General features: G+C 62.5%; 23 protein-coding genes. 18 read left to right on the top strand and 5 right to left on the bottom strand.

The annotated features are described in order from the left end of the window. Positions 1-26 precede the first annotated feature (26 nt). The 7 genes from gatC (at position 27) to AAG821_RS15155 (ending at position 7610) form a co-directional block, all read left to right on the top strand. Complete coding sequence (gene gatC, locus AAG821_RS15185) at positions 27-314, top strand: Asp-tRNA(Asn)/Glu-tRNA(Gln) amidotransferase subunit GatC (RefSeq protein ID WP_341913060.1); 288 nt, start codon at positions 27-29, stop codon at positions 312-314. Further along, positions 314-1792 carry an Asp-tRNA(Asn)/Glu-tRNA(Gln) amidotransferase subunit GatA gene (gene gatA, locus AAG821_RS15180; protein ID WP_341913059.1) on the top strand — a complete coding sequence of 493 codons (1479 nt, stop codon included), beginning with the start codon at positions 314-316 and terminating at the stop codon, positions 1790-1792. The genes gatC and gatA overlap by 1 nt, the downstream gene beginning before the upstream one ends. 3 nt (positions 1793-1795) lie before the next feature. Next, entirely contained in the window at positions 1796-3256 is a 1461-nt protein-coding gene (gatB, locus tag AAG821_RS15175) for an Asp-tRNA(Asn)/Glu-tRNA(Gln) amidotransferase subunit GatB (RefSeq protein WP_341913057.1), read from the top strand. Between the two features lie 90 nt (positions 3257-3346). Further along, entirely contained in the window at positions 3347-3949 is a 603-nt protein-coding gene (locus tag AAG821_RS15170) for a DUF6655 family protein (protein ID WP_341913055.1), read from the top strand. A gap of 105 nt (positions 3950-4054) precedes the next feature. After that, positions 4055-5521, top strand: a complete 1467-nt coding sequence (locus AAG821_RS15165) for a hypothetical protein (RefSeq protein WP_341913053.1) — start codon at positions 4055-4057, stop codon at positions 5519-5521. Between the two features lie 160 nt (positions 5522-5681). After that, the gene (locus AAG821_RS15160) at positions 5682-7154 is read left to right on the top strand and encodes a hypothetical protein (protein ID WP_341913051.1); all 1473 of its coding nucleotides are present in this window, start codon (positions 5682-5684) and stop codon (positions 7152-7154) included. An 81-nt stretch (positions 7155-7235) separates the two neighbouring features. Then, on the top strand, positions 7236-7610 hold the full coding sequence (locus AAG821_RS15155) for a hypothetical protein (RefSeq protein ID WP_341913049.1): 375 nt from the start codon (positions 7236-7238) through the stop codon (positions 7608-7610). 18 nt (positions 7611-7628) lie between these two features. Here the strand turns inward: AAG821_RS15155 and AAG821_RS15150 are convergent, their stop codons facing one another. Beyond that, positions 7629-8966 carry a flagellar hook-basal body complex protein gene (locus AAG821_RS15150; protein ID WP_341913047.1) on the bottom strand — a complete coding sequence of 446 codons (1338 nt, stop codon included), beginning with the start codon at positions 8964-8966 and terminating at the stop codon, positions 7629-7631. 218 nt (positions 8967-9184) lie between these two features. Between AAG821_RS15150 and AAG821_RS15145 the strand changes: the two genes are divergently transcribed. Genes AAG821_RS15145 through AAG821_RS15125 form a run of 5 tightly spaced genes read left to right on the top strand, consistent with a single transcriptional unit; the run spans position 9185 to position 15763 of the window. Next, positions 9185-11407, top strand: a complete 2223-nt coding sequence (locus tag AAG821_RS15145; RefSeq protein ID WP_341913045.1) for a PAS-domain containing protein — start codon at positions 9185-9187, stop codon at positions 11405-11407. A gap of 15 nt (positions 11408-11422) precedes the next feature. Then, positions 11423-12319, top strand: coding sequence for a ferric reductase-like transmembrane domain-containing protein (locus tag AAG821_RS15140; protein WP_341913043.1), 897 nt, complete (start codon positions 11423-11425; stop codon positions 12317-12319). A gap of 15 nt (positions 12320-12334) precedes the next feature. Then, positions 12335-13246, top strand: coding sequence for an NAD(P)-dependent oxidoreductase (locus AAG821_RS15135; RefSeq protein ID WP_341913042.1), 912 nt, complete (start codon positions 12335-12337; stop codon positions 13244-13246). Beyond that, entirely contained in the window at positions 13243-14697 is a 1455-nt protein-coding gene (locus AAG821_RS15130) for an amidohydrolase family protein (RefSeq protein WP_341913040.1), read from the top strand. The genes AAG821_RS15135 and AAG821_RS15130 overlap by 4 nt, the downstream gene beginning before the upstream one ends. A gap of 46 nt (positions 14698-14743) precedes the next feature. Next, positions 14744-15763: a hypothetical protein gene (locus AAG821_RS15125; RefSeq protein WP_341913038.1), complete on the top strand. Its 1020-nt coding sequence runs from the start codon at positions 14744-14746 to the stop codon at positions 15761-15763. Between the two features lie 10 nt (positions 15764-15773). Here AAG821_RS15125 and AAG821_RS15120 read toward each other — a convergent pair whose 3' ends face one another. Continuing rightward, positions 15774-17498: a hypothetical protein gene (locus AAG821_RS15120; RefSeq protein ID WP_341913036.1), complete on the bottom strand. Its 1725-nt coding sequence runs from the start codon at positions 17496-17498 to the stop codon at positions 15774-15776. Positions 17499-17740: 242 nt separating this feature from the next. Then, positions 17741-18742: a tripartite tricarboxylate transporter substrate binding protein gene (locus AAG821_RS15115; RefSeq protein ID WP_341916330.1), complete on the bottom strand. Its 1002-nt coding sequence runs from the start codon at positions 18740-18742 to the stop codon at positions 17741-17743. A 179-nt stretch (positions 18743-18921) separates the two neighbouring features. On the opposite strand from AAG821_RS15115, the gene AAG821_RS15110 reads away from it, so the two are divergent. Continuing rightward, a complete protein-coding gene (locus AAG821_RS15110) occupies positions 18922-19143 on the top strand; it encodes a hypothetical protein (RefSeq protein ID WP_341913032.1) in 222 nt (73 codons plus the stop codon). Between the two features lie 3 nt (positions 19144-19146). On the opposite strand, the gene AAG821_RS15105 is transcribed toward AAG821_RS15110, so the two are convergent. Next, positions 19147-19827 carry a glutathione S-transferase family protein gene (locus AAG821_RS15105; RefSeq protein ID WP_341913030.1) on the bottom strand — a complete coding sequence of 227 codons (681 nt, stop codon included), beginning with the start codon at positions 19825-19827 and terminating at the stop codon, positions 19147-19149. Between the two features lie 270 nt (positions 19828-20097). Here AAG821_RS15105 and AAG821_RS15100 point away from each other — a divergent pair, with 270 nt between their 5' ends. Next, positions 20098-22176 carry an ATP-binding protein gene (locus AAG821_RS15100; protein WP_341913028.1) on the top strand — a complete coding sequence of 693 codons (2079 nt, stop codon included), beginning with the start codon at positions 20098-20100 and terminating at the stop codon, positions 22174-22176. Between the two features lie 21 nt (positions 22177-22197). Here the strand turns inward: AAG821_RS15100 and AAG821_RS15095 are convergent, their stop codons facing one another. Beyond that, the gene (locus AAG821_RS15095; RefSeq protein WP_341913027.1) at positions 22198-23025 is read right to left on the bottom strand and encodes a hypothetical protein; all 828 of its coding nucleotides are present in this window, start codon (positions 23023-23025) and stop codon (positions 22198-22200) included. A gap of 247 nt (positions 23026-23272) precedes the next feature. Here AAG821_RS15095 and AAG821_RS15090 point away from each other — a divergent pair, with 247 nt between their 5' ends. The 4 genes from AAG821_RS15090 to AAG821_RS15075 all read left to right on the top strand — a co-directional run bounded on the left by AAG821_RS15090 (position 23273) and on the right by AAG821_RS15075 (position 26045). Further along, entirely contained in the window at positions 23273-24016 is a 744-nt protein-coding gene (locus AAG821_RS15090) for a hypothetical protein (RefSeq protein ID WP_341913025.1), read from the top strand. A 117-nt stretch (positions 24017-24133) separates the two neighbouring features. Next, on the top strand, positions 24134-24838 hold the full coding sequence (locus tag AAG821_RS15085; RefSeq protein WP_341913023.1) for a glutathione binding-like protein: 705 nt from the start codon (positions 24134-24136) through the stop codon (positions 24836-24838). 139 nt (positions 24839-24977) lie between these two features. Further along, positions 24978-25415 carry a GNAT family N-acetyltransferase gene (locus tag AAG821_RS15080; protein ID WP_341913021.1) on the top strand — a complete coding sequence of 146 codons (438 nt, stop codon included), beginning with the start codon at positions 24978-24980 and terminating at the stop codon, positions 25413-25415. A gap of 3 nt (positions 25416-25418) precedes the next feature. Continuing rightward, positions 25419-26045: a glutathione binding-like protein gene (locus AAG821_RS15075; protein WP_341913019.1), complete on the top strand. Its 627-nt coding sequence runs from the start codon at positions 25419-25421 to the stop codon at positions 26043-26045. Positions 26046-26081 lie beyond the last annotated feature (36 nt).

Below are 26081 nucleotides of genomic sequence, written 5' to 3'. Positions count from 1 at the left end.
GTTTACCACCACGGAACGGACAGCGCATGTCATTGGATACAGCGGCAGTGGCGAAAATCGCCAAGCTCGCCCGGCTGAAGACGGAGCCGGACCGGCTGGAGGCCATGGCCTCCGAGCTGAACAGGATTCTTTCCTTTGTCGAGGAATTGCAGGCGGTCAACACCGACAACGTGCAGCCGATGACCTCGGTGACGCCGATGAAGATGCGCCAGCGCGAGGATGCGGTCACCGATGGCGGCAACCCTGAAGCCGTGCTGAAAAACGCGCCGCAGCGCCAGGGCGATTTCTACACGGTGCCGAAGGTGGTCGAGTAATGACCGTCAATCCCGATGCCCTCACCATTGCCAGCGCCCTGGAAGGCCTGGCGAAGAAGGACTTCACCGCGGTCGAGCTGACCCAGGCCAGCATCAAGGCGATGCAGGCGGCCAAGCCGCTGAATGCCATGATCACCGAGACGCCGGACAAGGCGCTGGAGATGGCCAAGGCCGCCGATGCCCGCCGGGCGAAAGGCGAGGCCGGCCTGCTGGACGGCATCCCGCTGGCGATCAAGGATTTGTTCGCCACCAAGGGTGTGCTGACCACGGCGGCCAGCCATATCCTCGACGGCTTCCACCCGGAATATGAGTCGACCGCCACCGCCAACCTGTGGAAGGCCGGCGCGGTGATGCTGGGCAAGCTGAACCTCGACGAATTCGCCATGGGCTCGTCGAACGAGACCAGCTATTACGGCCCGGTGGTCAATCCTTGGCGCGCCAAGGATGGCACCAAGCTGGTACCCGGCGGCTCCTCGGGCGGCTCGGCGGCGGCGGTGGCTGCCGGCTTCGCGCTCGGCGCCACCGGCACCGATACCGGCGGCTCGATCCGCCAGCCGGCCTCGCTCTGCGGCATCACCGGCATCAAGCCGACCTATGGCCGCGTGTCGCGCTGGGGCATCGTCGCCTTTGCCTCGTCGCTGGACCAGGCCGGCCCGATGACCCGCACGGTGCGCGATTCTGCGCTGATGCTGCAGGCCATGGCCGGTTTCGACCCCAAGGACAGCACCTCGGTGGATCGCCCGGTGCCCGATTATCTCGCCAATCTGGACGGCGGTGTGAAGGGCATGCGCATCGGCATTCCGCGCGAATACCGCATGGACGGCATGAACCCCGAGATCACCGCGCTGTGGGAACAGGGCAAGCAGTGGCTGAAGGATGCCGGCGCCGAGATCGTCGATATCAACCTGCCGCACACCCACTACGCGCTGGCGACCTATTACATCGTCGCCCCGGCCGAGGCCTCGTCGAATCTCGCGCGCTATGATGGCGTGCGTTTCGGCCTGCGCGTGCCGGGCAAGGATCTGACCGAGATGTACGAGAACACGCGCGGCGCCGGTTTCGGCCGCGAGGTGCAGCGTCGCATCATGATCGGGACTTACGTTCTCTCGGCCGGCTATTACGATGCCTATTACACCAAGGCGCAGAAGGTGCGCACGCTGATCAAGAAGGATTTCGAACAGGCCTTCCAGCGCGTCGATGCCATCCTGACGCCGACGGCGCCGAATGCGGCTTTCCCCATCGGCATGAAGAACGACGATCCGGTCACCATGTATCTGAACGACGTGTTCACCGTGCCGACCAGCCTGGCCGGTCTGCCCGGCATGTCGGTGCCGGCGGGGCTTAGCAGCGAAGGACTGCCGCTGGGCCTGCAGCTGATTGGCAAGCCGTTTGAGGAGGCGCAGTTGCTGCGCCTGGGTCGCAGCCTCGAAAAGGCCGCCAATTACACGGCGAAGCCTTTCCATTGGTGGGAGGCTTAAGTCATGGCCGAGAAAGATTATATCCAGGGTGCCACGGGTCCGTGGGAGATCGTGATCGGCATGGAAGTCCATGCCCAGGTCTCATCCAAGTCCAAGCTGTTCTCCGGGGCCGACGCCACCTTTGGCGCCGAACCGAACCACCAGGTCAGTCTGGTGGATGCGGCGATGCCCGGCATGCTGCCGGTGATCAACGGCTATTGCGTCGAGCAGGCGGTGCGCACCGGCCTCGGCCTGAAGGCGCAGATCAACCTGCATTCGGTGTTCGATCGCAAGAACTACTTCTACGCCGACCTGCCGCAGGGTTACCAGATCAGCCAGTATCTGCAGCCCATCGTCGGCAAGGGCGTGCTGCTGCTCGACATGCCCGATGGCTCGACCCGCGAGATCGGTATCACCCGCCTGCATCTGGAACAGGATGCCGGCAAGAGCCTGCATGACCAGAGTCCGCGCGAGAGCTTCATCGACCTGAATCGCTCCGGCGTCGCGCTGATGGAAATCGTCTCCGAGCCCGACATGCGCAATTCGGAAGAGGCCGGGCTTTACCTGAAGAAGCTGCGCACCATCGTGCGCTATCTCGGCACCTGCGACGGCAACATGGACGAAGGCTCGATGCGCGCCGACGTCAACGTCTCCGTGCGCAAGCCGGGCGGTCCGCTGGGTACACGCTGCGAGATCAAGAACGTCAATTCCGTCCGCTTCGTGCAGCAGGCCATCGAATACGAAGCCCGCCGCCAGATCGAGATTCTGGAAGAGGGTGGCAAGATCGACCAGGAAACCCGGCTGTTCGACACCGGCAAGGGCGTGACGCGCAGCATGCGCTCCAAGGAAGAAGCGCATGACTACCGCTACTTCCCCGATCCCGACCTGCTGCCGCTGGAATTCGAGCAGGCTTGGGTCGATGGCATCAAGGCGACGCTGCCGGAACTGCCCGACGAGAAGAAGGCGCGCTTCATCGAGAAGCTGGGCCTGAGCCCCTACGACGCCTCCGTGCTGGTGGCCGAGAAGGAGTCGGCCGACTTCTACGAGAAGGTGGCCAAGGGCCGTGATGGCAAGCTAGCCGCCAACTGGGTGATCACCGAGTATTTCGGCCTGCTCAACAAGTCGGGCCAGTCGATGGAGGATTTCGTCATCACCGCCGAAAAGCTCGGCGGCCTGATTGACCTGATTTCCGACAACACCATCTCCAACCGCCTGGCCAAGGATGTCTTCGCGCTGATGGTGGAAACCGGCAAGGATGCCGCCACCATCGTGGAAGAGAAGGGCATGCGCCAGGTCACCGATACCGGCGCCATCGAGAAGGTGATCGACGAGGTGATGGCGGCCAACCCGGACAAGGTGGCCGAGTATCGCTCCGGCAAGGACAAGCTGTTCGGCTTCTTCGTCGGCCAGACCATGAAGGCATCGGGCGGCAAGGCCAATCCGAATGCGGTGAACGAGCTGCTGAAGAAGAAGCTGGCCGGCTGACAAGCTACGCCGCCACGCTTGAGCGAAACGAGGCCGGAGCTGCAGAGTTCCGGCCTTTTTTCTGCCCCTTTTGTCTGGTGAGACGCGGGCATGATGAAACCGCACACACTGACAGCCGTCGCCCTGCTTGCGCTCACGCTCACCGCCTGTTCCTCCAGGCGCGAGACCGAACCGCCACGCTCGGCCACCGAGCAGTTGCTGTTCTCTACCGCGGCCGACCGTGCCGCCGACAAGCTCGCCTTCAATCTGCAGCCGGGCACCCGGGTGTTCGTTGATCCGGCCAACGTCGAAGGCGTGGACAGCAAATATCTGCTGAGCGCGATCCGCGACCGCATCCTGCGCAGGGGCGGCGAGCTAACCGACAAGAAGGACGACGCCGAGCTGGTGGTCGAGCCGCGCATCGGCGCGATCTCGGTGGATGCCGACCGCACGCTGTTCGGCACGCCGGCGATCCCGGTGCCGCTGGTCGGTCTGCAGGTGCCAGAGGTCGCGCTGTTCAAGCGCAGCCACCAGCAGGGTGTCATCAAGGTGGCGGCCACCGCCTATAACGCCAAGACCGGCCGGCTGGTGCAGTCGCTCGATCCGGTTTACGGCTTCTCCAACCGCAAGGACTGGACCGCCCTGATCTTCTTTTCCTGGGGCAGCACCGACCTGATGCCCGAGGAGGACAAGAAGGACTGGGTCGGCAACTGAGTTTGTACAAACCTGTAATCCACGCCAGAAATTGCCGCATAATCAAGAATTAACGTTCCGCAGCCACGCCGGTGGTGTCATTCCAATGGCTGGGAACCGACGATCATGCGCGACCAAGATACCTTCTGCCTTGTCGAGACCGACCTGTTCAATGGACCGGCGCGGATGCTGATCTTTGAACTGATACAGTCTTATCTTGAACAGGAAGGCATCACGGCAACCGAGCTTGTCTTCAGCCGGGGCCGCCAGCGACATCTCGCCAATGACGGCAATCGCCTGGCCGATGCCATTCAGCGCGCTGCTGCCATGCAGTCGCAGCAGACCCGCCAACCCATTCTGGACCGTCGCCGCGAACTCAACACCATCGTCAGCCAGGCGATACGCCTTATCGACGGTTTGACCCGGCAGACCTCGTCCGAATTCGAGATGACGGGCGAAGCTCTCAGTCGGCTTTGCGAGGAAACGGCGGATCGGGGTTTCATCCGCACGGCCATAATTGTCGCGGCCGGCTTGTCGCAGCGTCCGGACTGGACCGGCAAGATCACCTTCTGCCTCGACCTTCTGGAAAGCGGCGCGACGGGCGACATTGCCGCACTGCTGGACCAGACGCTGGCGGAACTGTTGCGCCTGGAGCCTGCAGGCAGTGTCTTCGGCTTTTCGGACCTGCCGTGCAGTGTGATCGACAGCTGCCTGGCGATGAGTGATCCCACCGTCCCGGCATCGGACATCTTGCATGGCCGCCTGAGCAATCGATTGAGGGGCGACGCGGCCATCCATCTGCGCGATGCGCTCTGTGATCGCATCTCCGCCGCACTGGATCGGCCCGGTCCATTGCTCGGGGAGGGGGACGGCTCGGAATGGGCGTATCTGCTGGCCCTGAAGCAGCGCATCACCACGCTTGAGGGCATGGCGGCAGACCCCGTGCTGAATCAGGCCCTGGCGAAACGCTTCCTGCGGCTGGCCCAGGCCGAGCAGCTCAACCGCACGCTTGCAGAGATTCCGGCCTATGGCAAAAAAGTGCTCTATCTGGCCCAGCTCTATCCCGAGGTGCAGGATGGCCTTGCCCGTCGTGATCTGCTGACGGCGCTGACCTTCAATCTCGAACACCGGGATTTCAGCAGCCAGTTCGTCGAGTCCGGCACCAGCATTGAGGATATGTCTGCCTTGGCGCAGGCCATCGAAGCGGCGCTCAAGCATCCCGAACTGCCCGAACACCGCCGTGATCGCTTCCGCGCCAGCATCGAAAAGCAGCATCTGGAGATCAAGAAGTTGGCGGAGCGCCGCCGTGATCCACGCGTGATCGGTGGCCCGAATGACGTGGTCTGCTTCGGCGAACAGCGGGCCTCGCTGCGCAACTGGAGTACGCTGGGCGTCTTGTTCGGCCCCGTATCGGCCGGTTTGAAAACCGGGGATACAGTCGACATTTCCATCGAGGTGCATAACGAGATGATTGATTTGCGCTTCGATGCCTCTGCCGACATCATTCGCGCGACAGATGGCCTGGTCGCTGCACGTTACTATTGCACCGACACCGCCATCGAGCAGCGAATAAAGCAATATTTCGCCAAGTGATGGCGGTTTTTGTCGACGCGGGCTATCACGCGTGGCTAGTGTTTAATTACCCTAAAAGCATGCTGGGGTGGCATTTGGGGCTGCGACACCGCTGACGGTTGCGTGGGGCAGGGGTGCGGGTTAAGCCAAGGCCCGACTTCGCTGGAAACCGCCCAATTCTATGTTCTGTGAAACCGCAGCCGATACCTTTGCCGATCCGGCCCGGGAGCTGATTTTCCAGGTTGCGCGCGGCTATCTGGAGCGGCAGGGCATCACCGCCACCGATCTGGTCTTCGATCCGGCGCAGCATCGCGTCCTGCTCAACGACGGCGCGCGCTTCCAGGAGATCCTGCAGCGCATTGCCCTGCTGCAGGGCCAGCATACCAAGCGCCCGGTCAGCGAACGCATGAAGGAGCTGACGGCGATAGCCGAAGCCGCCATGCAGCGCGTTGAAACCCTGGCGGCCGCCCTGCCGGCCTATGCCGGTTTTGTCGAGGCCAACCAGCAGGGCGTGTTCAACGGCAGCAACCTGGATCAATGGGTGCGCGGCGGGATCGCCTTCACCCGCCTGCTCGCCCGGGATGCGGCCTGGGATGCGCGGACCAGGCTGTGTCTCGACATGCTGGAGCATGGCACGCCGGGCAGCGAATGCCACAGCCTGGCCGACCAGACGCTGGCGGAAATCCTGCGCCTGCAGCCCGCCGCCCCGGTGCTGTTCGGCGAGAATGCCAACCGCCGCCGCATGATCGCGGTCTGCCTTGGCCTCGCCGGCGGTGAAATGCCGGCCGACAGCCATGCCTTGCTGCGCCGTCTGCGCAGCCTGTTTGCCAGCCAGGATCTGTCGCGCAGCACCGAAGCGGTGCGCGCCCGGCTGGCCGAGATGCTGAACGGCACGGCGACGCTGTATCACAGCGAGCCGCATGGCGAATGGCAGGCGATGCTGGAACTGAAGCAGAAGTTGCAGGACCTGCCGATGCTTGCCGGCGACGAGGCGATCAACGCCAGCATGACCCGGCGCTTCACCCGGTTTGCCAGCCCTGACCTGCTCAATCCGATCCTCGCCCGCGAAACCGAGATCAGCCGCAAGCTGCTGTTCCTGCTCCGGCTCTATCGCGAGATCGAGGATGGCAATGCGCGGTTCGAGCTGCAGGGCATCGTGACCCATTACATGGATCATCGCGATTTCAAGACGCAGTTCGTCGGGCCGCAGACCGGGCGCGAGGAGTTCGGCACGATCGCCGCCGCGGTCTCCAGCGCGCTGGCCGAGGTCGATATCCCCGAGCCGCGCAAGAGTCGCCTGCAGGAGCAGTTCCGCAACCAGCTGGCCAATGTGGTGAAACCGGCCGGCACGCGCAGCAGCCAGCGCGGCACCGGCGGTCCCAAGGATGCGGTGATCCTGCGCGGCCTGCGCATGGGCCTGCGCAACTGGAGCCCGGTCGGCCTGCTGTTTGGCCCGGCCTCGCCGGCGATCACCGCGAAACTGGCGGTCGGCAGCAAGCTGTCGGTGGCGGTGGAAATCCGCAACAGCCTAGTCAGCCTGGATTTCACTGCCGAGGCGGAAGTCCTGCGCATCAGCGACGGGCTGGTGGCTGCCCGCTATGTCTGCAGCGACATCCCGACCCAGCAGCGCATCAAGGCCTATTTCGGCGCCTGATATCCGGCGATCCGGTCGCTCCGGCCGGAATCGGTTTATGCTAGACTCCCGCCGGGAATCGCGCCGGGAGTCGGGAACCCCATGAACCTGATGGAAGCCACTATCTTCGCCGTCCTGATCAGCACGCCGCCGGCCGATGGCCCGGCCTTCGGATGCCGCCTCACCGACAATCCGAAAGAGGCGTTGTGCAGCAACGATCTGGTGATCAAGGAATTCGACGATGGCACGCTGGAATTCGGCGCCAAGGTCACGGTGAAGAAAAACCGCCGCCGCGACCTGCTGTTCTCCAACGGCATTACGGCCTATTTCGACAGCTTCGGCTGGCTGCAGTTTTCCAACGGCTATGCGGTACGCCGCATGGAGGGCGATATCTTCAAGATGAGTCGGCCGGCCGGGCGAGAACTGACCTGCCGCTACGCAATCCAGGGCAAGCAGACGCGCTGCATTGCCGGTTAAAGCCGGGTGGGGCTGCGGTCAGCGCTTCATATCGACGGCGCGCGACAGCATCGCATCGGCTGCCGAAATCACCTGGCCGTTCATCGAATAGGCCTGCTGCGCCACCATCAGCTTGGTCATCTGCTCGGCGATATCAACGGTGGAGGCTTCCAGGGCACCTGCTATCAGGGTGCCGGCGCCCGTGGTGCTGTCTGGGTCGGCCGGTGCGCCGAAGCGCACCACGCCTGAGTCGGAATTGGCAATGAATGTGGTGCCATCCAGCCGGTCCAGTTTGTCGGCTTCACGGAAATTGCCCAGCATCACCTGGCCGCCTGTCTGGCTGCGGCCGTTGGCGTAATTGTAGGTGATCTGTCCGTCTTCCCGGAACGAGACATATTGGAATTCGCCACCAAGCAGGCCATTCTGCGTCAGGCCGATATTGGAGGCTTCGCGGGTCTCGCCGGCAAATTGCGTTGTACTGCTGGCGGCGTTGCTGGAAAAGCCGCCGCCGAACTCACCGATATTCAGAACAATATTCTGCACGCCGGGGCCATAATCGACATCCATGGTCAGCGTGGCATTGCCGGCAGCCGTGACGGCGACATTCGCATCGGCCGACGTCAGCGTATTCAGTGTGCCGTTCAGGAATGTTGCGGTGACCGGGCCGAACGAACTGGGCGTCGCCTGCGTCGTGTTGATGGTGATGTCCCAGGTGTCGGTCGCGGTCTTGGTCCAGATCACCTGAAAATTCTGTTCGTTGCTGTCGGCATCCACCACGCCGATGCCGGTGGTGACCTGCTTGCCGGGCAGGGCAGTCGCCGGCAGGTTAATTTGGGAGAAAACGTTGCTGGTTGGTACCGGTTCGATGTCTGCGGTGTCGATGACGAAATCTTCCGGTCGGGTTCCGGCTGCAACGGTTTGGCCCGGTGCCGTTGTCACGGCCTGCAGATAATAGCCGGCTGAATTCACCAACCGGTTTGAGTTGTCGAGGCGGAAGTCGCCCAGTCGCGTATAGTAGACAGTGTCTTCAAAGCCATTCGGTTCGCGGGTCACGGGGTCGAAGCCGGTCGGCTTCGATACGGGGAAAAAGCCGTTGCCGGTGATGGCGATCGACGTGGTGCTCGAATTGTCCCTGACGATGGCGCCCTGGCGGCGGTTGCCGAACTGGGCATCGGCCGTTACGCCCATATGGCGGTTGGAATCGATCCCGGCGCTGTCGCCCAGCACCTTGTTTGAAACCAGGTCGCCGAAAATGGTGTTGACCTGCTTGTAGCCGTTCGTCGACGCGTTGGCGACGTTGTCGGAAATATGCCCGATGGCCGCCGCCTGGGCATTGATGCCCTGGACAGCGGTGCCGAGGGCGCCGAAGAAAGTCATGGCAGGACTCCTGCTCAATAGAATCGTCTTGGCCGGTATTGAGCAAGCGCCATGCCAAGTCCGGCCAGTCACTATGTTTCTGAAATAAATGCGAAAAACTGCTACCGCGGCTGCCCGGTGCTAGGCAATAATTACCCTGCGGCTTCCCCCGGACCGGGGCGGGGGTCATAATGTGCCGAGGGTAAATCCGGTCGATGCTGCAACCGCCACCATCATCCATGCTTCAGACTGCCGATGACAGCCGCCTGTTCCTGTGGACCGGCGAGTTTCGCGACCGGCGCGTGGAGCAGATGTATCGCCAGCAGCGGCTGGAAGCCGTCCGCAAGCTTTTGCATGCCTGCGGCATCGCTGCCACCACGGTGTTTTTCCTGCTGGTCATCCGGCAGTACCTGATCTTTGGTCCCAGCCTGACCTTCTGGCTGGATGCAGCGGTGCGCTGTGTCGGCCTGCTCACCGGTGTGGTTTTCCAGGTTCTGGTGCGGCGGGCGGCCGCCATTGCCATGCTCGACATCATCGCCGGTGTCGGCATGGCCAGCCTGACCACGCTCACCTTCATGACCTGGGTGATCGGGTCGCCGCCGGCGCTGAATGCGGGAACGCTGGCCTTCGGCTATCTGCTGGTGTTTTTTCTGCTGGTGCCCTGTCCGGCCCAGGTGGTGATTGCCAATGCGGCCTATGTCAGCATTGGCACGGTGATCTTCGGACTGATCTGGCTGCCGGTGGAAAGCTATACCATCATCAGCGTGATCCTGTTCCTGCTGATCGGCAACGGGCTCGGCCTGGTCGGCATGCGGCAGTTCAAGCTCGAACGGCGGCGCAATTTTCTCTCTCGTGAAGAAGCCCGGCGGGTCACCGACGCGCTGACCCTGGCTCGGCAGGAAGGTCGCAAGCGTAATGAGTACCAGGCCTGGGCGCTGGATGCGCTGCAGGTTGGCGTCATCCTGTTCCATCCCGGTGGCGAGATCCACAGCATCAACCGGCGTGCTGCCGAACTGCTGGCGCTGCCGCCCGGCTCGGTGCGGCCGGGCGATACCCATGAAACCCTGATGCGCTTCCTGCTGCAGCGCCGTGACTTCGGCGATCTGGAACTCAGCGACGTGCGGTATCACATCGACCGCCTGCTGCGCGGTGCCGGCACCATCGCCGCTACCCGGCATGCAGCGACCGGCAAGATCCTGGAATTCACGCTGAACCGGCTGCCCGACAAGTCGGTGGCGGTCACCATTTTCGATGCGACCGAGCGCTATGCGCTGAACCGCCGCTTGCGCCATGCGGTCGAGGTGGCCGGCGACGGCTTTGCCATCTATGACTCGCAGGACCGCATCGCGATCTGCTCCAGCCGGTTTGCGGCTCTGTATGGCCTCACCGCCGAGCAGGCGATCGGAAAATCCTTTGAGGAGCTGTTGGCGCAAGGTTATGAGCGCGGCGTGTTCAGTCGCGACGAGCGCGAAACCGGTAATACCCAGACCGTCACCACCTCTCGGCGTCATATCCCGGAGCGCATGATCGAAATCCGCACCACGGCAGGCGAGTGGTTCCTGGTGCATGAGCGCGTGACGCCCTCCGGCGATCTGGTGGTGGTGCGCACCAACATCACGGCACGACGCCGGATGGAAGATGAACTGCGCCGCGCCAAGGAAGAGGCCGAGCGCGCCCTGGCCGATCTGCGCGGGGCGCAGGCCAATCTGATCCTGGCCGAGAAGATGGCCTCGCTCGGCTCTCTGGTGGCCGGCATGAGCCATGAAATCTCCACACCGCTCGGGATCGGCGTCTCGGCTGCCTCGCATTTGTCGGAAGAGGTCGAGCAGCTGACCCGCAGCTTCAAGGAAGATCAGCTCAAGCGTAGCGATCTGGAGGATTTCCTCGAGACCGCCACCGAGGCGACACGCATCATGCAGGGCAACCTGACGCGGGCCGCGCGCCTGATCCAGGCTTTCAAGCAGGTCTCGGCCGACCAGACCACCGATGAAGTGCGGCTTTTTAGCCTCGGTGAATATCTGCATGAAATTCTGCTCAGCCTCGCACCCGCTCTGCGCCGCACGCCGCATCGGGTCGAGATCGATTGCGAACCCAATCTGATGATTCGCAATCGGCCCGGTGCGCTCGGCCAGATCGTCACCAACCTGCTGATGAATGCCCTGCAGCATGCTTTCGATGGGCGCCCCGAGCCGGGCTTGCTGACCATCGTCGTGACCCGGCCGCGCGAAGGCCGCATCGTGGTCGAGTTCCGCGATGACGGCAAAGGCATCGGCCCGGAAGATCTGCCTCGCGTCTTCGATCCGTTCTTCACCACCCGGCGCGGCACGGGGGGCACGGGCCTTGGTCTTCATATTGTTTACAATCTGGTCAGTCAGGTTCTGGGCGGGACCATTGCGGTATCCAGCCGGCTGGGCGAGGGCACGCGCTTCACGATAAGTTTTCCGCAAGACGCGACGACCTGAGCTATATCGGCAGCCATGAACGTCACAGGAATCAGTGTTTCTGCCCGCGCCCCCGTTCCCGGCTGGAAGCGCGGCTGGCCCTGGCAGGAGGGGCCGGCCGGCCGCTTCGCGCCGTTCAAGGCTGTTGTGTTCAGTCTGCTGCTGCTGCCGGCACTGTGGCTGCTGTGGCGCGCGACCCAGCACGATCTCGGGCCGCGACCGTTGACCGAACTGATCCTGCAGACCGGCAACTGGGGGATCCGGCTTCTGCTCGTGTCCCTGTTCATCACCCCGCTGCGGCAGATTCTGCGGCGCGGTCGGCTTGCACTGGTCCGTCGCATGATCGGCGTGGCTTCTGCACTTTATCTGCTGGCGCATTTCATCCTCTACACCGCCAATCACGCCTTCGACCTCAACAAGATCGTCACTGAAATCGCCAAGGCGAATTACCTGATCATCGGCCTCACCGCGCTGGTCGCCCTGTCGCTGCTGCTTGCCACCTCGACGGACGGCATGATCCGGCGCCTCGGTGGTCGGCGCTGGCAGCGCTTGCACTGGCTGGTGTTTCCCGCCGCGATCCTGGGCGCCTGGCATTTCTTCCTCCAGGTGAAGGCCGATATTTCCCAGCCGCTGCTGATGATCGGTTTCCTGACATGGCTGCTCGGCTACCGGCTCTGGCGTTATCTGAAGCCGCAAGGCGCCGTCCTGCCGCTCTGGGCCTTGGTAGTCCTAGGGTTCGCTGCCACGGCCGTCACCGTGGCGGGCGAGGCGGCGTATTTCGGCTGGAAGATTGGTACGGCGGTGGTTCCGCGCGTGCTGGAAGCCAATCTGAATATCGAGATGGGATTGCGGCCGGGAATATGGGTGCTGCTGGCGGCAACAGGGGTGACACTGGCGGCCGGACTCGCCACAATGAAGGCCCGTCGTTCATAAAAGCGAGAGCCTCCCGTGCGTGCTGTCTTTGTCGATGCCAATCCCACTCTCGGCGATCTGGCCGAGCGCCTGCATAAGCCCGCCGATCCCAAGGTTACCGTCAATCGCCAGCCGGATGTGAAACCCACCGATCTGCCCACGGTATTGGGCGATGCCGAAATTGCATGGGTCGATCACACCTATCTGCCGACCGATGTGGCGAAGCAGTGCAAGGGCCTGAAGCATGTTGTCTTCCTCGGCACCGGCGCACGCAGCTACATGAATGTCGAGGAACTGGCCGCGCTCGGCATCGAGGTGCACCTGATCAAGGGCTATGGCGATACCGCCGTGGCCGAATGTGCCTTCGCCCTGATGTGGGCTGCGGCCAAGGGCTTCGCCCGCATGGACCGCGGCATGCGCGAGGGCAATTGGCTGCGCATGGATGGCGTGCAGCTTACCGGCAAGACTGTCGGCCTGATCGGCTATGGCGGCATCGCCGCCGAGATGGCGCGGCTTTGCCTCGGCGCCGGCATGACCGTGCTGGCCTGGAACCGCAGCAAGAAAGACGCGCCGGCCGGCGTCCGCTTCGTCGAGCTGGATGAGCTGCTGAAACAGAGCCATGTCGTTTCGGTGCATCTGCTGCTCAATGACGAGACCCGTGGCTTCCTGTCGGCCGAACGGCTCGCCAAACTGCGGCCCGGCGCCATCCTGGTGAATACAGCACGTGGTGCCGTGGTGGATGAGGCGGCGATGATCGCGGCACTGAAGTCGGGCCAGATCGGCCATGCCGGGCTGGACGTGTTCGATATCGAGCCGCTGCCCAAGGATCACCCGCTCACCAGGCTGGAGAATGTCACGCTGTCGGCGCATTCCGCCTTCCGCACACCGGAAGCCAGCGAGAACCTGATCGAGGCAGCCCTCAACCACACGCGGCGGATCGCGAAATGACCAAACGCTACGATCTGGCCATTCGCAATGCCCGCATCCTGGATGGCAGCGGCGCAGAGTCCTTCACCGGCGATATCGGCGTCAGCGGTGATCGCATTGTCGATGTCGGCGATCTGGGCGCAGCCTCGGCCGACCGCGAGATCGACGCCAAGGGTCTGGCGGTGGCGCCGGGCTTCATCGACGCCCATACCCATGACGATGGCGCCGTGCTGCATGGCCCTGACTGCATGCATTGCAAGCTCAGCCAGGGCGTCACCAGCGTGGTGATCGGCAATTGCGGCATCAGCCTGGCGCCGGCGACAATGAAAAAACGCCCGCCGCCGCCGCTCGATCTGGTCGGCACCGAAAGCGCCTGGGCGTTTCCCACGTTTGGCGACTATGCCGAGCAGCTGCGCAAGACGCCGCCGGCGACCAATGCCTACGCGCTGGTCGGCCATATGTCGCTGCGTGTGGTGGCGATGGATCATGACGTCCAGCGCGCCGCGACCGACAAGGAAGCAGCGCAGATGCAGCAGCGCCTGACGGAATCGCTCGACCAGGGCGCGTCGGGCCTGTCCAGCGGCCTGTGGTATCCGCCGAGCCGCCATGCCCCGACCAGCGAGGTGATTGCGGTGGCCGAAGGCCTGCGGTCGCGCGGCGGGCTTTACGTGACCCATATGCGCGACGAGGCCGATGGCGTCGTCGACAGCATCCATGAGACACTGAAGATCGGCCGCGACAGCGGCTCGGCCGTGGTGATCAGCCATCACAAATGCACCAACCCGGAGAATTTCGGCCGCTCGACCGAAACCCTGGCGCTGATCGACAAGGCGGCGAAGGAACAGACCGTCGATTTCGACGTCTATCCTTATGCGGCCAGTTCCACCGCATTGCTGCCCGATCGTCTGCGCGACGACATGGCGGTGCAGATCGCATCCTCTGAACCCTATCCGCAGATGCGCGGCCGCATGCTGGCCGATATCGCCAAAGAGTGGGGTGTCGACCAGGTGACGGCGGCGCATCGCCTGCTGCCGGCGGCGGCGATCTATTTCATGATGAACGAAGACGACGTGCAGCGCATCATTGCGCATCCGCGCAGCATGATCGGCTCCGACGGCATCCCCAGCAACGACATGCCGCATCCGCGCCTGTGGGGCACCTTCCCGCGCGTGCTCGGCCATTACAGCCGCGACCTCAAGCTGCTCAGCCTGGAGCAGGCCGTACACAAGATGACCGGGCTGACGGCGCGGGTGTTCGGCATGGTCGACCGTGGTGCGATCCGCGCCGGCGCCTATGCCGATCTGGTGCTGTTCGATCCCGCAACCGTGATCGACACCGCCACTTTCGCGGCGCCGATCCAGCCGGCGACCGGCATCACCGAGGTCTGGGTCAACGGTGTCTCGAGCTATGTTGGCGGCAAGGGTGTGACCGGCGCGGCCAACGGTCGGCTGATCACCCGCAACCAGGCCTGACGGCGATTACGCGAATGTTGCTCGCCGGCGGCAGGCAGCGGTCCAGATGGTTGGCATCATGTTGCGCCTGATCCTGCCGCTGTTCCTGCTGGCTCCGCCGGCCTTGGCCGCCGAGCTGCCGCGCGAGAATATCGTGCTGCGGTCGGCGCTCAGTGTCGATGCCGTGGCCAATACGGTGACGCTGCCGCTGTTCCGCGGCGATGTCGCGGGTCAGACCGTCTGGTATATCGTAACCGACTCCTCCGATGCCGCCGATGCGGAGGCGCGCGGCGTGGTGCATGCGCCACTGCTGGTGCATGCCGGCCATGTGCAGGCCGCGCATCTGAATGGCGATGTGGTGCGCTTTGCCGCCGCGCCGGATTTCCGTGCGGCCCGGCAGGTGGTGGCGGGGCCGACAGGCTATCCGCCGCAGACGGCCACACCCGGCGGCAGCGCCGCGCCGGCCTATGCGCCGCTGGTGCGCATCGCAGGCCAGGCGGCGATCCTCAATGCGCCGATCATCGCCACCGGCGACGGGCCGTTCGATCACAGCAATGCCGCCGACCGCGTGCTGGCCATCGACACGGCAAAGCGCACGGTGACGCTGCTGCTCAGCCATGGCTTCGCCGAAGGCCGCCGCGTCGTCTATATCAGCACCGAGGCCTCCGATCCCGGCGTCGCCGCGCTGGAGCGCGCCGTGCATGTGCCGCAGCTGGGCGACGGCAATGGCGACATCGCCCTGTTGGCGGTGGTGAATGGTCCGGCCGAGCAGGGCCTGCAGCAGTTCCTGCGCCACGGCCGCGCCGAGGCGATCGCCACCCTGGCCAATGCGGCGCAGCTGGGCAGCCCGCACAACATCCTCACGGCCTTTCCGATGGGCCGCACCGCCAGCGGTTATTCGCCGCTGTGGAGCGTGACCAAGGCGGAGTGGGCGAATCGGCCCAGTGCTGATCGGCCTGTTGCGCCGCAGCGTCACCAGGCCGATCTCTATGCGCTGGCCAAGGCGCAGCAGTTCAGGCCGCTGCAGCCCACCGGCATTGTCGTGAACTGCCCGGTGATCGCCTGGCTCGACGGACCGGTGCCGTAACTGTCCTGTACTACAGGGCGGGAATGATCTCTTTCCGGCAGACGCTCTCTGCGCGCCAACGGTGATCGGGGAAATTGTGTTTCCAGTCGCTGACAGGCAGCACCATTGCCTTCACTATGCTGCGGCTTTCAGCCGGCCTGCTGATATCCGGATTGTCGAGCTGGAACAGCATGAGAAGTGGTATCCGCTTCTGACTTTCAGCCGGATTCGGATTTTCAGTCAGCCCTAGCACGGCTTCATAGACGCCATCAGTGGTGGGGATGCGGATGTTGCAGCCGACTGCGATCAGCTTGATGCCGGCCAGGGCAGTTAGCGCCTGCTCGCCTTGATACGTGGTGCTGGTGCTATCGATGTAGGTGCTGAAGGTGGTCGGATTGGTGAGCGTGGCGAGTGCCACCTTGGCGGTTTCGGCGGTTCTGTTGCCGGTTTGCAGGGCGCGGTTGAGGCGTGGCATCAAGGTATGGCCGATCTGTGTCAGCCAGTTCCGTTCTGGATTCACGACGGCTTCGATGTTGAGCGGCTTTGGCGGCGTGCCGACAAAATGGGTCGTGCCATACAATCGTGCCAGTCTTGTGCCCATGTCCAACTTATTGTCTGACGCCTCGGTAAAGCAGGCCGGATTGTTGGTGAATCTGGTGTCTAGATTCCATTCTCCGGCCACTTCTGTCAGCAACGCATGATAGACGATGGCCTCATCATCCTTCGACAGGCCAAAACCTTCGATCGTGCGCTGCACGGATTCACAAGCTTTGCCGACCACGCCTGAATCCTGCGATTTCAAATCCAGCAGTGCGGCCGGCAGATCGCGGTTGAGCCGCTGGAACAGCGTCGGGCTGTTCGGGGTTGAACCGGTGTATCGCAGCACGTCGCGATGGTTCAGTGATTTGACGTCCGGCTTGTAATAGCTTCCCTCATTGACGATATCGGCATTTGGGGCGAACACGGATTTTCGGTAGCTGATGGTGAAACTCACGGTGAATGCGACGCGGCGGTCGGATGTATTGGGATTGGCCTTCGCGTCGGCGATGGCGGATTCCATATTGCCGGCACCGGTATCGAGGGCGTAGATCGGAATCGAGAAGCTGGTCTTGCCCGCTTCAAGATCACTGGATCCAATATTGACCGGAAAGTCCGTCGTTACCTTGGCGTCGCGGTATTTCTTATATTCCTCGTTGAATTTCGCCACGGCCCCGGCATTCTCACTTTGCGTCACGCTCGCCAGAATCGCAGGTGCGGCGATTCCTGCCACCGGAAGCGCCGCTACGGCGAAGGTGGCCGCCGAAAACAGATACTGACTGACATTTTCATCCTTGGTGTTTCGGGCGATCACTTCGAGCTTGAGCGTACCACTGGTGCCGGATCGCAACGGCTCGAAGGGGAGCAGCAACACGTCGCTGCGGTGGATGCGGCATCCACCATCACCATAGACACGTTTGTGATAGACGGGGATGGCCTGGTCGGAGCGAAAAGTGCCGACATTGCTCGGCGTTACCGCGATCATGATGTCGGTCTGCTCAGGGAACAGCTTGCTGCCCTGGAAACTGCACTCCCGTGCTTCTTTGACGGATGCCTCGATCATGAAGTAGCCGGCATCGGCTTTCTGGGTGAGCCAGCCATGGTTGGCGCTGCCGCTTAAAGTCGGTTGCTCCGGTGCCGTGTAGAGCAGTGTTTTGCACCCACCCAAGAACGCAAGACTGAGAACCGCGCCCGCAAGAACACTGTTGCGTTTGTTCATTGGATCCCCCGTTTCCGGCATACCCCTATGCCTGCCTGCGCGCACACAATGCGCGCGCGATCAGCGAGGATTCAAGTACAGTTTTTCGCGCGGTTGCATGCGCGGTGATGCGGTATGGCAAAGCAGATGGGAAATGAAGGTGATAGCCGTTTGAATTTTTATTCGTCCGTTATCAAACGACTATCCCTTTCACAGTTGCGCTTGCCGCGCATGCATAATCAAGTATGTCCGCTGCAGGCGTCTTAATCCTGCCGGGCGCCCGAACTTTCGATCACGCTTTTCCACATCGGCCGTTCCTTCTGGCCGCGCGCCGTCACCACCTCGGGCGTGCTGCCCAGGCTTTTCGCGCCGGTGGTGAGGAACTTCTGCTGGATCTCCGGCTTCTTGGAAATCTCCTGCAGCGCGCTGGACAGCGCGGCGACAATCTCCTTCGGCGTGCCGGCCGGCACCACGAAGGCCGCCCAGGAGGTGACGACGAAGTCGTTCATGCCGGCCTGCGCCATGGTCGGGATATCGGGCATGCTCGGCCAGCGTTCGGCCGAGGTGACGGCGAGCGCACGCAGCTTGCCCGAATTGATGAAGGGGATATAGGAGGCGAGATTGTCGACCGCGATATGCACATCGCCCGACAGCATCGCCGGAATCGTCTGCGCCGCGCCGCGGAACGGCACATGCTCGCCCTTCACGCCGGCGCGCTGGCAGAACAGCACGCCCGACAGATGCGGCGTGGTACCGATGCCCGGGCTGCCATAGGAAATGCCGTTCGGCCGCGTCTTGGCCCAGGCGATGAAATCCTTCAGCGTCGTGGCCGGCACATGATCGGCCGGCACCACCGCGACATTGGGCAATTCCCAGGTCATCGACACCGGCAGCAGATCCTTGTCGGCATCCCAGGTCATCTTGGAATAGAGATACTGGTTGATCGAGAAATGGCCAATGGTGGCGGCGCCCAGCGTGTAGCCATCGGGCGTACTCTTGGCCACGGCATCGATGCCGATATTGCCGCCGGCGCCGGCGCGGTTGTCGATCAGGAAGGGCTGGCCGAACTTGACCTTCAGTTCTTCCGCCAGGATGCGGCTCAGCACGTCGGTCGAGCCGCCGGCCGGATAGGGCACCACGATCTTCACCGGCTTGTCGGGCCAGCCGGCGGCGCGGGCACTGCGCGGGGCCAGCAGGGACAGGCCAGGCAGGGCGGCGAGGGCAGACAGGGCAGCACCCTGCAGAATTTGGCGGCGTGTGGTCATGGGGTCGGCGTCCTCCAGTTTATGCTTATACGACGCCTTCCAGCCTTACTCAGTGTGCGGAGACTGGCAACAGGATTTGTGGTTGTGGGTGTATTCCATGCGCTTACAACGCATGATTGCCTTTTTCCCGGCAATATCGTCTACTCATCCGTAAACGGATTCGCCTCCCGAGATACAGAATGATTCTCCCCGACACCGTCGTTAACGGGAATGCCCGCTATTTCCCCAAGGCCACCGATCTGGCCGTGCTGCAGTGGTGTTCCGCCCGCGGCCTGACGCTGGACTCGCTGGCCACCCAGGTGGGCGTACCGCGCGTCAATCTCAGCCTGATGCTGAAGGGTGTCGATCCGGTGCCGACCACGGCCGAACGCAAGTTGCGGTCGGTGATCGACGGCAACTGAACCTCAGTCCAGCAGCGCCAGCATGAAGTCCGGCACGCGCCGGTTCTGGCCCAGTAGATAGCGCGCCATCGCGCCGGCCACCTGGCGCACGCTGTCGCGACGTCCCATCCGTTCGCGCCATGCGATCAGCCGCGGATGCCCGGCTGTCATCGGTGCCCCCATGCGGTCGCCAAAAATCTGTGCCATGTAAAACGCGATATCGGCATAGCTGAAGGCCGCACCGGCCAGCCAGTCGCGCCCGTCGTCCAGCAGGGCTTCCATCTCGGTGTAGAAGGCAGCGGCACCGGCACGCGCGGCGATCGCGGCCGGATCGTCGGGCCTATCCTGCAGGCCCATCAGACGGATGACATGCGGGAAATAGACCTCGTCTGATTTCAGTTCGAGCAGGCGCGCGCGGGCGCGGGCGGCAATGTCACTCGGCCAGAGCGGCGGCGTGGGCTGCAGGTCTTCGAGATATTCAAAGATCTGCGTGGAATCGAAAATCTCGACATCGCCATGGATCAGCACCGGCACCTGGCGCTTGGGGTTGATGCGCAGCACCTCGGGATGTTTGGGCTCGTAGAGTGTCTTCATTTCGAAAGGCACCATGGTCAGCACCACATCAATCCGCTTTTCCAAAGCGGCGATCTGCGCCTTGGCGCCAAACATGCTCAGCGGACCTGAATAGAGACGGATGGATGACATGAGATGCTCCTGAGTCGTTATAGAACATATAAGGAACGCATGAGTCATGCAACGCCTGCGGCCTTACACGCCATGTCACGGCGTATCGCCGCTGCGATACGCAGACAGCGTATTGGTATTTAAGCGGTTGCTCATATCGGAGATAGCGCCGATCACCCCTGCCGCACTTAGGAGTAGGAGTGATGACGGTGCAGAAAAACAAAGAGTGACAGGCATCAAGCGTGGTCTCTAGTGTCGCGCATGGGGGAACAGAAAAGCAGAGCTGAAATCATGAAGGGCGCGATTTGGAGCGCGCCCACGACGATGATTGCACTCTTTGTGCTGATGGCTTGCCTGGTGCCGATCGGCTTCGTGACCTGGCATGCCTGGCAGTCGCGTGGCGCCGCGATCGAACGGGGCTTTGCCGAGGCCGATGATCTGGTGCTGGCGCTGAGCCAGCATGCGGCGCGCACCTTCGCCGAGCCCAATCTGATTCTGCAGGATGCCATCGAGCATATTGAGAATGACGGTATGGGGCCTGAAGGCCAGCAGCGCCTGCACAGATTGCTGGTCAATCATGCCAAAGCCTCGCGCATCATCCGCGAACTCGGCATCCTGGATGAACAGGGCTACTGGCGTACCTCGTCGCTGCCCGAACGGCCGACGCACAGCAACGGCGACCGCGAATATTTTACCTACCACCGCGACAACCCTGGCAATGCCTTACGCATCAACACGCCGGTCCTGAGCCGACTCACCGGTCAATGGACTGTCCCGCTGACCCGGCGAATCGATCATAAAGACGGCAGTTTCGCCGGCATTGCCCTGGCGACGATCAGCGCGGAGTATTTCCAGGCCTTTTACGACACGCTGAATGTCGGCACGCTCGGTCATGTCGCACTGTATCGCGATGATGCGCGCCTGCTGGTACGGCGCCCCTTCGTGGAAGCGCATCTGCAGACGGATCGTTCCCAGGCATTTTTTGAGGCGACGCAACGCCAGCCTTCCGGTCGTTTTCATGGCGCATCTGTCTACGACGGCATCATTCGCCTTGCTGCCTGGCGCACGCTGGAGGATTTTCCTCTCATCATGACAGTCAGCCGTGCCGAAATGGATGTGCTGGCCGCCTGGCGCAGCTCGGCACAACTCGATATTGCGGTCGCTGTGGCGGCAAGCTGTGCCATTATCCTGCTTGGCACGGTGTCGATGACTATGCTGCGCCGGCGCATCCATGCTGAGCACGTGGCGGCGGAAGCCGGCCGGCAATATGCCATGATTGCCGAAGCGGCAACCGATGTGATCGTGCGCATGACGCCTGAGGGCAAGCGGCTGTATATATCGCCGGCCTGCCGTGATGTGCTGGGCTATGAGCCCGAGGAGCTGCTGGGCAGCAATATGTCCGCTGTGGTGCATCCCGACGACCGTGTCGTGCTGCAACAGGCTTTCACCAGCCTGCACAGCGAGGCATCGCGCAGCACGGTTGTTTATCGTGGGCGCCACCGCAACGGTCACTATGTCTGGCTCGAAATTGCCTTCCGCGCCATCAAAGATCCGGAAACCGGTGCCATGCGCGAGATCATGGCCAGCACGCGCGATATCAGCGCACGCAAGCTGTCGGAGTTGCAGCTGGCCCGCGCCAAGGAAGCGGCCGAAATCGCCAATCGCGCCAAGTCCAATTTCCTCTCCGGCATGAGCCACGAATTGCGCACGCCGCTGAACGCGATCATCGGGTTTTCTGAGATGATGCAGCGTGAGATGTTCGGGCCATTGGGAAGCACCCGCTACACCGGTTATGTCACCGATATCAAGCGCAGTGGCGAGCATCTGCTGGAGCTGATCAACGATATTCTCGATCACGCCAAGATCGAGGCCGGCCAGCTGGACATCCACGACGATGTGATCGAGATCGCTGAAGTCATCGACTTCGCGCGCCACATGCTGGCCGTTCAGGCCGAAGAGGCAGGAGTCCAGATCGATAGCGATGCCCCACCGGGTATCCGCTTGCTGGGTGATGAGCGTCGTGTACGGCAGATCCTGCTCAATCTTCTCAGCAATGGGGTCAAGTACACGCCGGCCGGCGGCCGTGTGCGGATAGAGGCATCCTTTGACCGGAATGACGATCTGGTTTTGGCGGTATCGGATACCGGAATCGGCATGACGGAACTGGAGCAGCAGCGCGCTTTGCAACCATTTGCCCAGATTGATAACGAGCGCAACCGCAACAAGCAGGGCACCGGCCTGGGCCTGGCACTCACACGACAGCTGGCCGAACTGCACGGCGGCAGGCTTGAATTGAACAGCGTCAAGGGCGAGGGGACGGTGGTGCGGGTGTATCTTCCGGCAGCGCGTATTCTGGCGCGCCCAGGCTGATCAGTGTCGGCCTGAATAGCGTCAGCTCTCGGTGCGATACAGCGACACCAGCGTTGCTTGCCGGTTGTTGGCGATCCCCAGCGCGCTGGCCGCCAATTGTTTCTGCACGGCCAGCGACGCCAGCACGGCATCGTTGCTGGAAATGTCGCTGTCCACCAGGGCGCCGAGGCCGATCTTCATAGCATCCAGCACATTCTCATTGAAAGACATCTGCAGCGAAATCTGCCGGCGCGATGTGGCGAATTCGGATATCGACGCACTCGCCCGCGTGGTCAGAGGGTCGACCAGGTTATAAGCCGTGGTGGCCGTGGCCGCATCGGTGATCGCGGTGATCGCCGTGCCCAGCGCCGTATATTCCGGATCGAGACCGAAGGTGCCGACTGAAATGGTGTTGCCGGTGACATCGGCGACAAACTGCACGGTGGTCGATGTTGCCAGCAGCTGGTTGCGGCCGTTGTAGCTGGCCTGGTTGATGATATCGGAAATCTGTTCGTGCAAGGCGGTGGCATCGCTGGTGTAGATGTCACGCTGGCTGCCGGTCAGAGACCCATCCGAAGCCTTGATCAGCGTCGAGCGCAGGTTGTCTGCCAGTTGCAGCATCGCATTCAGCGCGGCGATCGACACATCGATCAGGCCGAGGCCCTGCTGCAGCGAGGCCTGCACGGCGGCATTGGCTTTGAAGTTGCTGCGGATTCCCTGCGCGACGGCAAAGACCGAAGCATCGTCCAGGGCATCCGCGACCTTGAAACCGGTTTCAAGCTGCTTGGAAATCGCAGTGATACGCGAATCGGTCGTGCGCAGTGTCGAGACTGCCGCCATCGCACCAAGATTGGTGTTGATCGACGCCATTGTTTTTAGCCCCCAAGGCATAACACGCCTTGCCACCCCCGCAGCGTTTTCGCTGCTGAACCGCTGTTTTCTCGCATAAGGTTAACAAGCTGTAAATAATATTTCAGCAACCGGATCGGGATTCTTAAAGCGGATATGATATTAATCCGAGAGCTGATTAACCTTAACGGGAACGCTGGCGAGCAGGCCACTTGAAAGAACAAAAATAGAACATATATCGGGCTATTTAAGCTAATGGGAGCCCGCCGTGGAAAAGGTCAAATACGACCCCTTCAAAGATCCGAACATTGCTGCTGCCCGGTCTGGCAGCGCTCCTGACAGCCCCGGCGACCAGACCTGGCGACCGCGGCGCTACACGCCGCTAGAGCTGGAGGAGCGGGGGCTTGTCGAAGACTACCCCCGTATCCCGAACGCTCCGGCGCCCGGTAAACGCATCAACTGGGCGAATGCGGCCGACAATCTGGCCCGTGGGCATTCGGTTGCCGTCACGGCCTCGCTGTGCAACTGCACGCCGGAGCGGATCTGGCGCAATCTGCGGCGTAGCCGCCGCTTCCGCGCCCGCATCGACCTGGCGGCCGAACGCCTGCGGCTGGAGGCGGATCTGCAATTCCGCAATCTGAATATCCAGACCGTGCTGCAGATGCGCCAGCGCAGTGGCCAGCTGGATACCAAGACCCTGCACTGGCTGGCCGAGAAGCTGCGGCTGGGGCAGGCCCCGGCCCAGGCTGAAACCCTGGCCGACTGGCTGGAGGCGGTGGCGGCCGTTCCAGGCCCGAAGCATGGCCGGCGCGGGCGCAAGGCCACCGCAGCAGAGGCTGTGCCCCTTGGCCAATTGGATCCAACGGGATCGGATGGGCTTCCATCGGATCGAACGGGATCGACTGGGACCGAATTGGCCTGCAATCGGACCGCATTGGCTGCCAATGGGCCCGAACCGGCACCGATCCGGCCCGGCTCCCTGCACCGGACGCCGCCAGCTTCCTGTGGGTAACTGCTTGTTCCGCTTCGGATTCGCGTTAGCTGAGGCTGGCCGGCGCCTTGCCGTGCCGGCATTCCTGTCTCATCCTGTCGCCCCATTCAGCGACCCGTTCAGCCCGGAGTCCCCGCCATGATCGATCTCTACTACTGGCCCACGCCCAACGGCCACAAGATCACCCTGTTCCTGGAAGAAGCCGGTATTCCTTACACGATCAAGCCGGTGGCGATCGGCAAGGGCGAACAGTTCAAGCCGGAGTTCCTCAAGATCAGCCCGAACAATCGCATGCCGGCGATTGTGGATGATGAACCCGCCGATGGTGGTGAACCGATCAGCGTGTTCGAGTCCGGCGCCATCCTGCTCTACCTCGCCGACAAGTATAAAAAGTTCATCCCGCAGGATCTGCGCGGTCGTGTCGCCTGCACCGAATGGGTGATGTGGCAGATGGGCGGTCTTGGCCCCATGTGCGGCCAGAACCATCACTTCACCCAGTATGCGCCCGAGAAGATCGAGTATGCGATCAACCGCTATGTCAACGAGACCAACCGGCTCTATGGCGTGCTGAACAAGCGGCTCGAAGGCCGTGCCTTCATATGCGGCGATGCCTACACGATTGCCGACATGATGAGCTATCCCTGGATCGTGCCCTATGAGCGCCAGAGCCAGAAGCTGGAAGACTTCCCGCATCTGAAGCGCTGGTTCGACAGCATCTGGGCGCGCCCGGCCACCAAGGTGGCCTACGAGAAGGGCAAGGCGATCAACCAGGGCATCCCGGTGATGACCGACGAGGCCAAGAAGGTGCTGTTCGGCCAGACGGCAGCAGTGGTGAAGGGGTAAGCGAAGCAAAGAATAAACCGTCACCCTCGGGCCCAAGAAGCTCTCTTGGCCGAGGGTCCATCCCAACCATCCGCGCATCGGAACGCGCAGATGGATCCTCGGAATAAATCGGAGGATGACGATTAAAGTGACAGGACAAATGACCAAAGCCTCAAATATCCATATTGCCGAAACCGACGCGCAGATCGCCGCCTGCTTTGCCGTGCTGAAAGACCTGCGGCCGCATCTGAAGGATGCGGCCGAACTGGTGCAGCGCGTGCGGCTGCAAAATCAGGAAGGCTATGTGCTGGCCTATGCCGCCGATGCCTCCGGTACGCCGGCGGCCTGTATCGGCTTCCGCCGCCAGAACCGGCTGGTGCATGGCAAGGTGATCTATGTCGACGATCTGGTCACCAGCGAAACCGGTCGTTCACGCGGCTATGGCGCGGCCCTGCTCGACTGGCTGGAGCGTCTGGCGAAAGAGGAGGGCTTCAAGGCCGTCGATCTCGACAGCGGCACCCAGCGCATCGACGCGCACCGCTTCTATTTCCGTCAGCGCTACGCCATTTCTTCGTTCCATTTTCTGAAAAGGATCTGACCTGTGATTGATCTCTACACCTGGGGCACGCCCAACGGCCGCAAGGTTTCCGTCATGCTGGAGGAAACCGGCCTGAAGTATCAGGCTTTCCCGATCAACATTTCCAAGGACGAGCAGTTCGCGCCCGATTTCCTGAAGATCAATCCCAACAACAAGATTCCGGCGATTGTCGACCACGCGCCGCCGGCTGCCTACGGCACGGAGCCGGTCAGCGTTTTTGAATCCGGCGCCATCCTGATCTATCTGGCGGAGAAGAGCGGCAAGTTCCTGCCCACCGATGCCAAGGCGCGCATGCAGGCGCTGCAATGGCTGATGTGGCAGATGGGCGGCTTCGGTCCGATGCTCGGCCAGCTGCATCATTTCGGCCGCTTCGCCAAGGAGAAGGTGCCCTATGCCATCGACCGCTTCGCCACCGAGACGGCGCGGCTTTACAAGGTGCTCGACGGTCATCTGGCGAAAAACGAATACATGGCCGGCAAGGAGCTTTCGATTGCCGATTTCGCAGCATTGCCCTGGGCGGCGCGCTGGGAATGGCATGGCATCGACTGGGCGACCTATCCGCATGCCAAGCGCTGGTATGATGCGCTGATGGCCCGTCCGGGCGTGCAGCGCGGCTTCGAGGTGCCGTAAGGCATGTCGGCCGACGCGATCCTGGAGAATGCCTCG

The organism is Ferrovibrio terrae (genome assembly GCF_943372915.1).
GTDB lineage: Bacteria > Pseudomonadota > Alphaproteobacteria > Ferrovibrionales > Ferrovibrionaceae > Ferrovibrio > Ferrovibrio terrae_A.
The sequence above is the reverse complement of the archived record's forward strand: the minus strand, read 5'-3'. Positions and strand labels throughout refer to the sequence as shown.